13 protein-coding genes are annotated in these 13487 nt (G+C 62.7%); all 13 read right to left on the minus strand.

Annotated features, from left to right (window positions below):
• Positions 1-351 precede the first annotated feature (351 nt).
• Entirely contained in the window at positions 352-1236 is an 885-nt protein-coding gene (locus MUO32_RS00800; RefSeq protein ID WP_257946337.1) for an aldose 1-epimerase, read from the minus strand.
• Positions 1236-1991 (minus strand): SDR family oxidoreductase, encoded by a 756-nt coding sequence (locus MUO32_RS00805; RefSeq protein ID WP_257946338.1) that lies wholly within the window; start codon positions 1989-1991, stop codon positions 1236-1238. Before MUO32_RS00805 ends, MUO32_RS00800 begins: the two co-directional genes overlap by 1 nt.
• Positions 1992-1998: 7 nt before the next feature.
• Positions 1999-2730 (minus strand): ATP-binding cassette domain-containing protein, encoded by a 732-nt coding sequence (locus MUO32_RS00810; RefSeq protein WP_257946339.1) that lies wholly within the window; start codon positions 2728-2730, stop codon positions 1999-2001.
• Complete coding sequence (locus MUO32_RS00815) at positions 2727-3710, minus strand: ABC transporter permease (RefSeq protein WP_257946340.1); 984 nt, start codon at positions 3708-3710, stop codon at positions 2727-2729. The genes MUO32_RS00810 and MUO32_RS00815 overlap by 4 nt, the downstream gene beginning before the upstream one ends.
• Positions 3711-3780: 70 nt before the next feature.
• On the minus strand, positions 3781-4755 hold the full coding sequence (locus MUO32_RS00820; RefSeq protein WP_257946341.1) for a sugar ABC transporter substrate-binding protein: 975 nt from the start codon (positions 4753-4755) through the stop codon (positions 3781-3783).
• Between the two features lie 145 nt (positions 4756-4900).
• On the minus strand, positions 4901-6103 hold the full coding sequence (locus MUO32_RS00825) for a mandelate racemase/muconate lactonizing enzyme family protein (protein ID WP_257946342.1): 1203 nt from the start codon (positions 6101-6103) through the stop codon (positions 4901-4903).
• Between the two features lie 2 nt (positions 6104-6105).
• Positions 6106-6840: a FadR/GntR family transcriptional regulator gene (locus MUO32_RS00830; protein WP_257946343.1), complete on the minus strand. Its 735-nt coding sequence runs from the start codon at positions 6838-6840 to the stop codon at positions 6106-6108.
• Between the two features lie 124 nt (positions 6841-6964).
• Positions 6965-8098 carry a fumarylacetoacetate hydrolase family protein gene (locus MUO32_RS00835; RefSeq protein WP_257946344.1) on the minus strand — a complete coding sequence of 378 codons (1134 nt, stop codon included), beginning with the start codon at positions 8096-8098 and terminating at the stop codon, positions 6965-6967.
• 11 nt (positions 8099-8109) lie between these two features.
• Positions 8110-9357 (minus strand): enolase C-terminal domain-like protein, encoded by a 1248-nt coding sequence (locus MUO32_RS00840; RefSeq protein ID WP_257946345.1) that lies wholly within the window; start codon positions 9355-9357, stop codon positions 8110-8112.
• A gap of 66 nt (positions 9358-9423) precedes the next feature.
• Positions 9424-10179 carry an ATP-binding cassette domain-containing protein gene (locus MUO32_RS00845; protein ID WP_257946346.1) on the minus strand — a complete coding sequence of 252 codons (756 nt, stop codon included), beginning with the start codon at positions 10177-10179 and terminating at the stop codon, positions 9424-9426.
• A 3-nt stretch (positions 10180-10182) separates the two neighbouring features.
• Positions 10183-11154 (minus strand): ABC transporter permease, encoded by a 972-nt coding sequence (locus MUO32_RS00850; protein ID WP_257946347.1) that lies wholly within the window; start codon positions 11152-11154, stop codon positions 10183-10185.
• 60 nt (positions 11155-11214) lie between these two features.
• Positions 11215-12195 (minus strand): sugar ABC transporter substrate-binding protein, encoded by a 981-nt coding sequence (locus MUO32_RS00855; RefSeq protein WP_257946348.1) that lies wholly within the window; start codon positions 12193-12195, stop codon positions 11215-11217.
• Positions 12196-12284: 89 nt separating this feature from the next.
• On the minus strand, positions 12285-13481 hold the full coding sequence (locus tag MUO32_RS00860) for an AGE family epimerase/isomerase (RefSeq protein ID WP_257946349.1): 1197 nt from the start codon (positions 13479-13481) through the stop codon (positions 12285-12287).
• Between the last annotated feature and the right edge of the window lie 6 nt (positions 13482-13487).

Raw genomic sequence — 13487 nt, forward strand, 5'->3', positions numbered from 1 at the left:
ATCGGATACAACGTCACGATTGCCATGCACAATCCCGATGACAAAATCAGCCGGTCATCGTGATCAAAGCCGGAAAATTCCAAATCCCGGCGGCCCAAACCTGGGACTCAGTGCTAAACCATATTTCTCTCTCATGCAGTTGGGGTTCGAGGGCATGCCGCTTCCCGGGGAGCAATGGCACACTGTTTCAAGCCGTTCGCCGATATGATCACCCTCCACAGAGACTTTCCCCTTTACATATGCAACTGCCGTTGCCGCGGTAGACAGTTACCATCGTCGGTGAACCATGCACGCCCGACCGAGCTCATAGAGACCACGGCTCCCGCACCCGACCGCGGCTTTGCTTTTTCATCACGCGGGGCAGACCGTGATGCGCATGGAGACACTCAGGCTTTCGGCCGGTTCCAGCACCCTGAGCCCATGGTCCTGCGGTTCACCGGGCAGGTTGAAAGCATCCACGGGATGCGTCACCGGCTCGAAGCAGATGAAATCCGCATCCGCGGCAGGGGAAAAGACGACGTACCGGTTCAGCGGCTCGCTCGTCTCGATATCCGCCGCCAGGCCCTTCCCCGGCCAGGCGATCCGCGCCTTGCCGTTCCAGCCGTCGAACCAGTTGTTGATCCACCGGGCCGGGAGAAGCCGGGGCCGGTTGAAATCCATGTCCGGATGCATGCCAACGGGCTCGCGGCCCTTCGAAAGATGATCGGCCTGCTCCAGCCAGACGTCCGTAGCCGCGGCGGCAAGCGTCGTATCCGCATCGCGCACGAACCAGGGATGGAAGCCTGCGCCGTAAGGTAGCCGGATGGCTGCGCGGTTGGTGACGTCGAGCGTCATGACGAGCCCGGCATCGACGAGACGATACGTCGCGGTCGCATCAAAACGGAATGGCCCCGGCCCCTCGGCCGCGAGCGCCAGGCTTATGAAATCCCCTCCCTCCGCTGCCACGCGCCATGGAGATGAAAAACCGCTGCCGTGGAGGGGATAGGCCTCTGTGTCCATGTTGCGGGACAATGCGTGGAAGTCGCCATTGAAGGAGAAGCCACCGCCGGAAACACGTCCGGAAAAGGGCACGAGCAAGATGTTGGATAGGGCAAAGGGATGAGCCGTCCCGGGATCGACTGCCCGAAAGATCGGCTGCCAGTCCGCCCCATGCAACACGTCGAACGCCGCCAACCCGGCGCCGAGATCAGGCCGCACGGTGATGCGCGCCCTGCCGTTGGAAAGCGAAACCGTCATTACCAGCCGCCATCAACGGCTATGTTCTGGCCGGAGATCATGTCGGATGCCGGCGAGACGAGGAAATGCACCAGTTCCGCAACGTCCTCCGGCTGGATACGTGCCTTCAGCGACTGGTTTTCGAGAATCCAGTCGTTGTAGGCCTGCAGCCGGTCGGCAAAGACACGCGCCTCCGCCTCCGACACCACCGCGCCGGGGGAGACCGCATTGACGCGCACGCCATGCGGGCCGAGTTCGCGCGCAAGCGACTTCGTCAGCCCCAGCATCGCGCCCTTGGAAGCGACATAGGGCACATATCCGTCCCAGCGACCGTTCAGCGTTACCGAGCAGAAATTGACGATCTTGCCGTAACCCCTGCCCTTCATGGCCGGCGCGACGGCGCGGGCCAGCGCGAAGGCGGCGGAGGAGTTGACGCGGACCTGATCCTCGTATTCCTCGAGCGAGAACGCCTCGAAGGGCTTGTTGATGATGAGCGCGGCGTTGTTAATGAGGATATCGATGCCGCCGTGCTCGCGCGCGAGCACGAACACACGCCTTTCCGCAGCGGCGAGGTCGTTCAGGTCCTCGCCGATATAGACTGCCTTACCGGTGTACGCCCGGGCCGTTTCGGCAGCGAATTCCTCGCCGCCGCCGGTGTCCGGACGGTCGAGCAGCAGCAGGCTCGCCCCGGCACGCGCAAGCCGGTTTGCCTGGGCGCGGCCGAGCGTGCCGAGCGCGCCGGTGAGAAGGACGGTCTTTCCTGTCAGCTCTGTCATTGTCTCCTCACAGAAGCGCGTGAACCTCGTCGATGGAGGTTTCGGACGTGGGCTTGTCGAACACGATCTCGCCGCGGGCCATGGCTACGATCCGGTCGCAGGACTGGAAGACATGCTGCATGTTGTGCGAGATGAAGATACCGGTCAGCCCCTGTGCCTTCAGGCCCCGCACGAAACCGATGACCTTGTCGGTCTCCTTGACGGAGAGATGGTTGGTCGGCTCGTCAAGGATCAGCACCTTGGACTTGAAATGCATGGCACGCGCGATTGCGACACCCTGCCGCTGACCGCCGGAAAGCTCACCGACGAGTGCATCCGGCGAACGCAGGTGCAGATCGACATCGGCGATGGCCTGCACGCTTTCGGCGCGCATGCGCTTCTGGTCCATGATGCCGATGCCGAAGAGCGACCATTTCATCGGCTCGCGACCGATGAAGAGATTTCGGGCGATCGACATGGTAGGCACCATGGAATTGTACTGGTAGATCGTCTCCAGCCCATGACGCATCGCGTCCTTGGGGCTGCGCAGTTCGACCTTCCTGCCTTCGATCAGCACCTCGCCGGAATCCTGATGGTGGACACCGGAGAGGATCTTGATGAGCGTCGATTTGCCCGCCCCATTGTCGCCCACCAACCCGACGGTCTCGCCGGGATGGATGGTGAGGTTGACGCTCTTCAGCGCGTGCACGCCGCTGTACCATTTCTGCAGGTTGCGGCATTCGATGACCGGCGTCGTCACTTGTGCGCCTCCACCTTGATCTTGCGGGAAAGCTTGCCCATCCAGGCATTGGCGATGACAGCGAACATGGTGAGCACGCCGATGGCGAACTTGAACCAGTTGGCATCGACGCGCGAGAGAACCAGACCATTGTCGATCGTGCGGATCAGCAGCGTGCCGATGATCGCGCCGAAGACCGTGCCTATGCCGCCCGCCAGCGCCGTGCCGCCGATGACCGCGGCCGCGACCGCCTGCAGCTCCAGCCCCTCGCCGATGGAGGGGAGCGGCGAACCGAGACGCAGCACCTGCAAGAGGCCGGCGAACCCCGCCAGCACGGAGCAGAGCATGAAGCAGGCGATCTTGACGCGCTTGACGGGGATGCCCATCGAGGCGGCCGCCTCGTTGAAGCCGCCGGCTGCACGGATCCAGTTGCCGAAATTGGTGAGCGACAGCATGGCCCCGACCAGCGCCGCAATGCCGACGAACCAGACGAAGGACATACGGAACAGCGCGCCCTGCCAGATATAGTCCGTGAAGAGCCAGGTCGGCAGGTCGGAGGGTAGCAACGGCGGGAAGCCGCCGGAGATGACGATGGTCAGCGAACGCGCGATGAACAGCATGCCGAGCGTGGTGATGAAGCTCGGGATCGCGAATTGCAACGTGACATAGCCGTTGATGAAGCCGATCACCGCGCAGACCAGAAGCCCCAGCAGAACCGCGCCCGTGAAGGGTACTCCGCCGTTCAGCATCACGGCCATAGACATCGGCATCAGCGCGAAGACCGACCCGACCGACAGATCGAACTCGCCGCAGATCATCAGGATCGTCACGCCGATGGCGACGAGCGCCATTTCCGGCAGCAAGCCCATGACGCCGCGCACGTTCTCGAAGGAGAGCAGGATGCCGTTCGACTTCACCTGGAAAACGGCCAGGAGAACGATCAGCAGAGCGAGGCCGGCGAGTTCCGGCTTGTCGAGATAGATTTTCAGAAACCGCTTCATGAACCGCCACTTATGGTTCGGCGTCTCGCCTTCCGGGACAAGACGCCGGTTGCGTGTCGGGTGCGCCGGATCAGCGCAGGCCCTGCTTTGCCATTTCAAGAATGATCGGAACGTCTTTCGGCGTAACGATGCCCTGCCCGGTGTCGATGTCGGAGGGCGTCAACCCGGCCGTCTTCCACAGATAGGCCTGCATGACGGGCATGAAGCCCTGCATGTAGGGCTGCTGGTCGACCTGCACCTGCACATAGCCAGCCTCCATCTGCTGGAGCACTTCCGGCACGAGATCGAAACCGCCGAGCAGAACCTTGCCGGGCTCGATGCCCCTATCCTTCAGCACCTTGGCGACGCCAGCGTGCCAGTAGCCCGTATCGAAATAGGCCGTCGTGTTGGGGTTGGCATTGAGATATGCACCGATACGGTCGGCGGTCAGCGCAAGGTCGGTCGCAGAATCGATGCGCGTAATGGTGATCTCGCGATCGGTGTGCGCGGCCTTGTACTCTTCGAGGAACTTCATCACACCGCCGGCGCGCTGTTCGGACCAGGTCTGGCCGGGCGCATTCACGCCGACCAGCAGGTTGAGCGGGCCGTCCTTCGGAAAGTTCTCCGACTGCGCTTTGGCGAGCGAATAGCCGGCTGCGGTAAAGCCCTGGCCGATGAAGGCTTTACGGGCATTGCCCTTGGCGCCTTCGCTGTCATCGACATTGACGGCGAGAACGAGGATGCCGGCATCGACCGCTTCCTGGATCACATTGTCATAGGCCTTGTTGTCGACGATCGCGACAAAGATCGCATCCGGCTTGGAAGCAATCGCCGCCTGAAGGTTGGCGACGGCCTGTTCGACGGCTCCTTCCGTCTGCGTGAGGATCAGCTGGCATGAGGCACCGACCTTCTCGCAGGCATCGTCATAGCCCTTTTTGACCGACTGCCAGAAGGTGTTGGAAGCGGACGAGTGGCTGATGAAGGCGATGTTGAGCCCTTCGGCGCTGGCGCCGGAAGCCATGAATGCCAGCCCGAGGGCTGTTCCCGTTATCAATTTTCGGATCATGATGCGTACCTCCCGTTGAACATCGATCGTTGTGTCCGGCGCTCCTTCACGCCGTCGCGGAACTCCACCCGGGACCTTGCAGTCCCGGCAATCTTCAGAAAATCGCGCAGATGCCGTCCGCGCGCAGGCAAGACACCCGAAGGCCCTACCCTTCGAGAGCCGACATACGGCGCGAAACGTCAAACTTGCGGTCAAGATCCGGCGCGAGATCGACACCATGCCCTGCTCCCGGCGGAATGGTGATCATGCCGTTCCTCACGGTCGGCAATTGCGTCGTCAGCTCGGCGTACCAGGTCTTGTAGTAGGCGCGCACACTTTCCTGCACGAGCGCGTTCGGCGCGTTGAGCGAAAGATGCGTCGATGCGGCCAGCACGACCGGCCCGGTGCAATCATGCGGCGCGACCGGCAAGTGCCAGGCCTCCGCCATGGTGGCGATCTTTTTGGCTTCCGAAATACCGCCGCACCAGGAAAGGTCGAGCATCACGACGCCTGCGGAATCCGTCTCCATCAGGTCGCGGAAGGCCCAGCGGGTGGCGAGCGTCTCCGAAGCGCAGAGCGGCGCGCGGCTGGCCGCAGCGTAACGTTTCAGGCTGGAGAGTGAATCCATCTTGATCGGATCCTCATGCCAGAAGGTGGCATAGGGCTCCAGGGCCCTTGCGATCTGGATAGCGGGCGTCAGCTGCCACATGGAATGGAACTCGACCATGATATCTATACGGTCGCCGACGCGCTTGCGGATTTTCTCGAAGGGTTCCAGCGCCTTGCGCATATCCGGACCGGAAATGTACTGCCCCCCGCTCTTCTCTGCAGCGATATCGAAAGGCCAGATCTTCATGGCCGTGATACCCTCCGACAGCAGATCCTCGGCAAGCTCATCGGCCCGCTCCAGGAAACCGTTGAGGTCGTCATAGTCGCGCTGGGGGCCACCGATGCCGTAATTGGCAGTCTGCTGGCCCTTCGCCTCACGCATGTATGTGTTGCCGGCGCAGGTATTGTAGGTCCGGATTTCCTGTCGCGAAAAGCCGCCGAGAAGCTGGGCGATCGGTAGGTTGGTCGCCTTACCGAAGAGGTCCCAAAGCCCGATATCGACGGCGGAATTGCCGCGCATCTCCGCGCCCGTCGAGCGAAAACCGAGATAGCCCGTCAGGTCCTTGGAAATCCGGTCGATCTCCAGCGGATCGCGGCCGAGGAGTTTGGGTGCGACGACCTCATGGATGTAGGCTTCCACCGTCGCAGCCATGAAGAAGGTCTCGCCAAGTCCGACAAGGCCTTCGTCCGTGTGGATGCGGACCCAGAGAATGTTGGGAAAGTCGCGGGCGCGGACCGTTTCGAACGCCGTAATCTTCATGCTCAATACACTCCCGCCGTCAACAGCGCCTTCACCGTCAGATCGAAATGCTCCACCATCGCCTGTTCGCCCAGCGTCGGGTCTCCATTGGCAATGGCCTGCGCGATCGTCATGTGGCCATCGATGCTCTCCTGCCGCGTTTCGTTGCTGGCGCGACTTGCCCAGCCGATCGGCCAGGTCTGGCGCGTGACGACGTGGAAGGAGCCGACGATCAGGGCGAACATGGGATTGCGCGACGCGGCGCCGATCGCCTCGTGAAACGCGATATCGTGCTCCATGACTTTCTGCGGATCCTGAAAATCGCGCTGCATCGCATCGGCGAGCGCGATGATCTCGGCCGCCTCCCTGTCGGTGCGCCGCATGGCGGCGAGTACGACGGTGCGGCGCTCGATCGTCCGGCGCACGTCGAATATTTGCTGGATCGTCACCTGGTCGGTGTAGACGGCGTGATCGGTGATCAGCGCCAGAACATCCGCCTTGGGCGCGGCCACCCGTGGGCGGCGGCCATTGCCGATATCGATCAGCGTCAACGCGGCGAGAGAACGATACGCCTCCCGCACGATGCCGCGGGAGACGCCGAATTTCTCCGAAAAGGCCCCCTCGCTCGGCAACCAGTCACCGACCTGCAGCCCATTCTCACGGATATGAGCCTTCACAGCATTGATGACGCCCCCGAGCAGCCCGTCGGTCTCCGATTGAATGCGGGGTGGCGTGCCATCCGGCGCGATCTCTTTCAAGTTATCCTCCAACCTATCATATAGGTATAGCGTAACCTTTAATTAGCCTCCGCCCGAAGGAGTGTCAATTCGAAAAATGGCGGCTCCACCTCCGCCCGCCCGCAGGCGCTTTCCCCAGCTCGTCCTAAAGCAGACCGCGCTTCGAGAGATTGCGCATCAGATCGGATATGCCGAACAGCCAGGGATCGCATTCCGTGGACAACCTGACCCGGTTGACCAGCGTGCCGAGCCGGTCGTTCGATATGCTGACCCGGTCGCCGATCCTGTGGGTAAAACCCTGGCCGGCAACGCCGCGATCCTCGACCGGTGCGAACATGGTCCCGAGAAACAGCATGAATCCATCAGGATATTGGTGATGGGCGCCGATCGTCTGGGCCACGAGATCAAGCGGGTCACGGCTGATCTCGCTCATGGAGCTGCTTCCGGTGAGCACGTAACCGTCCTCGCCTTCCACCTTTAGCTGGAGAACGGCATTTCGCACGTCCTCCATGGAGTAGCTTTCGTCGAAGAGCCGAATGAAGGGACCGATGGAGCAGGAGGCATTGTTATCCTTGGCCTTGCCGAGAAGCAGCGCGGAGCGGCCCTCGACATCGCGCAGGTTGACGTCATTGCCAAGCGTGGCGCCCCGCACCCGGCCACGGCTGTCGACAGCGAGGACGACTTCCGGTTCGGGATTGTTCCAGCTCGAAATGGGGTGCAGCCCGACATCCGCGCCGTGGCCGACGGACGACAGCGCCTGCGCCTTGGTGAACACCTCCGCATCCGGGCCGATGCCGACCTCGAGATATTGCGACCAGAGCCCCTCTTCCACGAGAGCGGCCTTCACGTTCGCGGCCTGCGGCGAACCGGCTTTCAGATCACGAAGGCTGGCGCCGACAAGCGTCGCCACCCGCTCCCGGATCGCCTTTGCGCGGGCCGGGTCGCCGGCCGCGCGCTCCTCGATCACCCGCTCGATCATCGAGCGCGCGAAGGTCACGCCACAGGCCTTGACGGCCTGCAGGTCACAGGGCGCGAGAAGCCATGGCCCGTCTCTGCGCCCGAACGCGGCGAGAATGTCGTCCAGACGGCCGACGGCCGTTCCGGCCTGTGCCCGCACGAAGCCGGCGGGGTCGTCCATTTCGAGCAGGTCGCGCATGGTCGGCGTCTGGCGCGAGGTGATGTCGACCAGCGTCCCGTCGCGCAACACGACAAGAGAGGGGCCGGCCACGGCGGGAAGCCAGGCGCGGCCGACGAAGGTGCCTTGAGGATCCAGCTCCATAGCCCGGTCCCTCAGTAGTTGACGACGCGGTTGTCATCCGGATCCGCCCAGCGCGTATTCGGCACGACGGAGAACCAGCCTTCGCGCGACGGATCGCGGTCGTAGGGATAGCCGCCCAGCGTCTTGTAAAGGTCGGCATATTTGCCGAGCTTGTCACGGTCGATCTCCACACCCAGACCCGGCGCGGACGGCACCTTGATCGCGCCGTTCTCGTAGCGCATCGGGCCGCCGACGATGATGTCGTCGACAAGCTGATGGTAGTGCGCATCGGCATGGAAAACGAGGTTCGGCACGACGGCACCGAGATGCAGCATGGTGGCGAGCTGGATGCCGAGTTCGCCGGAGGAATGCACGGCGATACCGAGCTGGAAGGTCTCGCAGACACCGGCTGCCTTCACGCAGGGCCGGATGCCGCCCCAGAAGGTCGTGTCCAGCAGGATGACATCGACCGCCGGGTTGAGGATGTTGGTGGCGAGCTGCTCGAAATTGACGACCACGGTATTCGTGGCGAGCGGCATGTTGGTGTTCTCGCGCACGCGGCGCATGCCGTTGAGCCCCCAGGTCGGATCCTCGTAATAGTCGTTGTTGAGGTCTTCGATCCCCTTGGCGAAACGGATCGCCTCCTCGACGGAGAAGGCGGCGTTGGGGTCGTAGCGCACGCTGTCCGGCCCCAGCGCCTTCGCCCAGGCACGATACACCTCCAGCTCGTAGTCCGGCGGGAAGACGCCGCTTTTCAGCTTGTGCGAGGTGAAGCCACATTTCTTCTTCAGCGCCAGCGTCTGTTCGATGAGCTGGTCGGCCGTGCGCGTTTCGCCGAGACCCGTGTCCTTGTTGGGCAGGCGGAAGAACATGTAGCTGGCGAAGGGCACCATTTCACGCATCTTGCCGCCGAGCAGATCATAGACCGGTACGCCGAGGAACTTGCCCATGATGTCGAGACAAGCGAATTCGAGCGCCGCATGCATCTGTGTGCGATTGTTGTAGAGGCTTGCCGTCGGGTTGCAGATCATGAACCGGAGGTTTTCCAGTTCGAAAGGGTCGTGCCCGACGAGATAGGATTTCAACGCCCGGAAGGCGGCTTCGGCGCTCTCTCCGCCGCCGCCCATCTCGCCGAGGCCGACGATGCCCACATCGGTCTCCACCTCGACGATGGTGCGCACGAAACGTCCCCAATGGGCCCCGTTGGAATGGCGCAGTGGCGCCTCCAGCGGAACGGTGATGGTCGTGGCACGGATATCGGTAATTCTGGGTCGCTTCATGGGAGGCTCCAATGGAACTGTCTGTCGGGAAAGCCGGGGACATCCCGGCTCTGGCCAGCGAGGCCGTTAGCTGATCATCCGGGTCATCTCGTCGACGCTGATCTCGCCGGCAGGCAGATCGGCGATCTTCTCGCCGCGGGCCATGGCGACGATGCGGTCGGAGATCGGATGGATGTGATGCAGGTTGTGGCTGATGAAGATCGAGGTGATGCCAAGGCCCTTCAGCTCGACGACGTGATCCAGCACCTTGTTGGTCTCCTTGACCGAGAGGTGATTGGTCGGCTCGTCGAGGATCAGCACCTTCGAGCGGAAATGCATGGCGCGCGCGATGGCGACGCCCTGGCGTTGGCCGCCCGAAAGGGCCTTGACCGGCGTATCGGGCCCGCGCAGGTGAAGACCCACGCCGCGCAGCCCCTCCATCGCCTCGCGCGCCATCTTCGCCCGGTCGACGATGCCGAGGCCGGGACGGCCGAATTTCAGCGGCTCCCGTCCGATGAAGAAATTCTGCGCGATCGACATTTCCGGTACCATGGCGGTGTACTGGTAGATCGTCTCGATGCCGAGGCCCATCGCCACTTCCGGGCCGGTAATGGAGACATTGCGGCCTTCGATGAAGATGTCGCCCTTGTCTTGCGTGTGCACGCCGGACAGGATCTTGATCAGCGTCGACTTGCCCGCACCGTTGTCGCCAACGAGGCCGATCACCTCGCCGCGCGCGGCATGGAAATCGACATTCTTCAGGGCATGGACGGCGCCGTACCACTTCTGCAGGCCGACGCATTTGATGATCGGCTCTTCGGCCGTATTGGCAGCGGTGCTCATGGCTTACCCCTTCATGCCTTCGGCTTTCAGCCGGGTCTGCGTGTTGAGGACGACCGCCACCACGATCATGGCGCCGACGGCGAACATGAACCAGTTGGCATTGACGCCGCTGAGGATGAGAATGTTCTCGATCATGGCGATCAGCAGCGTGCCGACCACCGCGCCGAGAATGGAGCCGACGCCGCCGGTGAGCGCCACGCCGCCGATGACGGCCGCGGCGATTGCCTGCATTTCAAGGCCTGTGCCGAGATTGGGCACGATCACCTTGACGCGGAAACTCTGGATGATACCGGCAAATCCCGCGAGCGTGGCGCACAACATGAAGCAGGCCATTTTCACCCGCTCGGTCTTGATGCCCATGTCGCGCGCCGCCTGCGGATGGCCGCCGGTGGCAAAGATCCAGTGGCCGAAATCCATGCGGCGCAGCACGAAGCCGAGCACCAGCGCAATCGCGATCATATAGAGCAACGAGACGCGCGGCGTGACGAGCCCGAGATCGAGCCGTCCGACCAGCCAGGAAACATCGAGTTCGCGCGGAAAGATCGGCGGAAAGCCGCCGGCCAGCACGACCGCGAAGCTTCGCGCCATGAACAGCATGCCGAGCGTCGCGATGAAGGAGGGGATCTTGAGTTTCAGCGTGATCAGGCCGTTGCCGAAGCCGATCAACGCGGCAATCATGAGACCAGCGAGGATTGCCGCCGCGGTCGGCCAACCGTTCTGCATCAAGAGCACCGTCACCATCGGCGAGAGGCCGAAGACGGAGCCGACGGAAAGGTCGAACTCGCCGGCGATGATCAGGATCGTGATGCCCATCGCGACGATCGCCAGTTCCGGGATCGGCTGCAGATAGACAGTCATGTTGCCGGTCGCGAAGAACCGGTCGTTGATGAAGCTGAAGACGACGAACAGGGCGACGAAGATCAGCAGCGCCGCCATTTCCGGCCGCGCCATCAGGTTGCGGACATTGAGTTTCATGGTGTCAGGCCTTTGAAGGGCCCTCCCGCGCCTTGGCGGAAGGGCTGGGAAACGGCGGGCTTAGCGGACACCCATCGACATGAATTTCTCCACCTGCTCCAGGTCCTTCGGTTCGACCACGGCTTTGCCGGTGTTGACGTCGAAGGCGCTGAGACCGAACTTCTTCATCATCGCTAGCTGGAGAATCGGCAGATAACCCTGGTAGTAGGGCTGCTGATCGATGGTGATATCGACATAGCCCTTCTTCATCTCGTCGAGCACGACGGGCACGAGGTCGAAGGTCGCCATGTGCAGCTGGCCGGGCTTGATGCCGAGGTCGCGCAGGCATTCACCCGCCCCCGCACCCCAGAAGCCGGCATCGACATAGGCGTTGGTTTCCGGCTTGCCCTGAACATACTGGCAGATGCGGGACGCCGTGACGGAAATGTCATTGGAGCTGTCGATCACCTCGTAGGTGATCTCGCGGTTCGGCTCGGCCGCCTTTGCCTCCTCCAGGAATTTCTTGGCGCCGCCGATACGCGCCTCGGCCCAGCTTTCCCCCGGACGGGAGAGACCCAGCAGCGCATGGATGGGCTGGCCGGCCGGAATTTTCGCATGGAGCCCCTTCATCAGGACATAGCCCGCCTCGAAAAGATCCTGCCCCACGAAGGCGTTGCGCGCGTTGCCGGCAGCACCCTGGCTGTCATCGACATTGGCGGTGATGACCGGAATGCCCTTGTCGACAGCCTTCTTCACGGTCTCGTCGTAGAGGTCGTCGTTGACGACGACCGTGACGATGCCGTCAACACCCTGCTCCACCACCGTTTCGAGATTCTGCAGGTGCTTCTGCAAGTCACCGTTCGGCGTCGTGAAGATGAGCTGGCAATCCGCCTCGAACTGGGCGCAGGCATCGTCCATGCCCCGCTTGATCGACTGCCAGAAGCTGTTGTCGATGCCGGTCTGCGTCAGATAGACGAATTTCGGTTTGTCCGCCGCCCCGGCGGCACCGGCCGTGACGAGCGCGGCGCCCAACGCCAATGCGGCTAGCGATGTCTTCAGCATGTCATTCCCTCCCATAATCTTTGCTTGCGCTCTCTGCCGAGAGACGAGCCGCGGAGCGCCTGGCGCGGCCGGCCGTTTTCCATCGGGCGCTACTTCGCCTCCCCCAGTATGCGGAGGATTTCGTAGCAGGCGCCGAAGGGGTGATAGTCGGTCTTGCCCGGCGGACTCTTGATGTCGCTCTGCTTTTCGCCAGCGGGTGAAAGGATGCGGAACCAGCAGCCGTGATCGTGATCGACGAGATGCCGCCAGCTGTAGCGCCAGAGACGGCCGTAGTCCTGCCAGTAGCGCTCTTCGCCGGTGCGCTCCGCAAGGCCGGCGGCGGCCGCCACCGTCTCGCAATGAACCCAATGGTACTTGTCGAGATCGTAGAGCTTGCCATCCGGGCCGTAGCTGTAGTGCATGCCGCCGAACTCGAGGTCCGCGCTTTTGGCGAGCGCCGTCTCGTAGAGCAGGACGGCCCTGGGCAGCATCCATTCCCGCGGGCGATACCGCTCGAGGATCAGCAGCAGCTTGGTCCATTCCGTCATATGGCCCGGCAGATAGCCGTAGGGGCGGAAAAGGTGTTTGGGGTCGTCCTTGTTGTAATCCCAGTCGATCGCCCAGTCCTGGCGATAGTGCTCCCAGACGACATCCTTGGCACCGGCCGCAAGCTCGACGCAGATGCGGCGGGCGAGCGTTTCGGCGCGGTCGAGGTAGCGCGTCTCGCCCGTCGCCTCATAGGCCGCCAGCATCGCCTCGGTCATGTGCATGTTGGCATTCTGGCCGCGATAGGGCGAAACTCGTTGCCAGTCGCGGCCAATCTCGTCCTTGTAGAGCTCGTGTTCCGGCTCCCAGAAGCGGTTTTCGAGCAAGTCCCAGGTCTCTGACACCTTCTCGGCCATGCCGGCGATGCCGGCCTTCATCGCCGTGGCATAGGCCAGCAACACGAAGGCGTGACCGTAGCAATGCTTGGTCGTATCCACCGGTTCGCGGCCGTGCATCAACCAGAAATAACCGCCGAAGTCGGGATCACGGTGTACCTCGTCGAGATACTTGACGCCGTGGGCGGCAGCTTCGGCGAAGTCCGGCCGCTGGAACAGCACGGCGGCCGTCGCATAGTTGAAGATGAATCGCGTGGTCGAGACGAGATGCTGTGTCTTGCGGTCGGTGACGAAGCCGTCGTCGCGGTATTCGTTGTAATAGCCGCCGTCCTCGCTGTTCAGGCAGATCGGGTGGTAGAAATCCATGATCTCGCGCAGATGGGCGAGCAGGAACGTCTTCGAGCGGAAATCGGGAAACGGTTTCATGGCCAG

The organism is Shinella sp. CPCC 101442, assembly GCF_024704725.1.
Lineage (GTDB): Bacteria > Pseudomonadota > Alphaproteobacteria > Rhizobiales > Rhizobiaceae > Shinella.

What these genes read in the sequence shown, in the direction of transcription:
- MUO32_RS00800 (WP_257946337.1), bottom strand. Translation starts at nt 1,236, where the DNA reads ATGACGGTTTCGCTTTCCAACGGCAGGGCGCGCATCACCGTGCGGCCT.
- MUO32_RS00805 (WP_257946338.1), bottom strand. Translation starts at nt 1,991, where the DNA reads ATGACAGAGCTGACAGGAAAGACCGTCCTTCTCACCGGCGCGCTCGGC.
- MUO32_RS00815 (WP_257946340.1), bottom strand. Translation starts at nt 3,710, where the DNA reads ATGAAGCGGTTTCTGAAAATCTATCTCGACAAGCCGGAACTCGCCGGC.
- MUO32_RS00820 (WP_257946341.1), bottom strand. Translation starts at nt 4,755, where the DNA reads ATGATCCGAAAATTGATAACGGGAACAGCCCTCGGGCTGGCATTCATG.
- MUO32_RS00825 (WP_257946342.1), bottom strand. Translation starts at nt 6,103, where the DNA reads ATGAAGATTACGGCGTTCGAAACGGTCCGCGCCCGCGACTTTCCCAAC.
- MUO32_RS00835 (WP_257946344.1), bottom strand. Translation starts at nt 8,098, where the DNA reads ATGGAGCTGGATCCTCAAGGCACCTTCGTCGGCCGCGCCTGGCTTCCC.
- MUO32_RS00840 (WP_257946345.1), bottom strand. Translation starts at nt 9,357, where the DNA reads ATGAAGCGACCCAGAATTACCGATATCCGTGCCACGACCATCACCGTT.
- MUO32_RS00845 (WP_257946346.1), bottom strand. Translation starts at nt 10,179, where the DNA reads ATGAGCACCGCTGCCAATACGGCCGAAGAGCCGATCATCAAATGCGTC.
- MUO32_RS00850 (WP_257946347.1), bottom strand. Translation starts at nt 11,154, where the DNA reads ATGAAACTCAATGTCCGCAACCTGATGGCGCGGCCGGAAATGGCGGCG.
- MUO32_RS00855 (WP_257946348.1), bottom strand. Translation starts at nt 12,195, where the DNA reads ATGCTGAAGACATCGCTAGCCGCATTGGCGTTGGGCGCCGCGCTCGTC.
- MUO32_RS00860 (WP_257946349.1), bottom strand. Translation starts at nt 13,481, where the DNA reads ATGAAACCGTTTCCCGATTTCCGCTCGAAGACGTTCCTGCTCGCCCAT.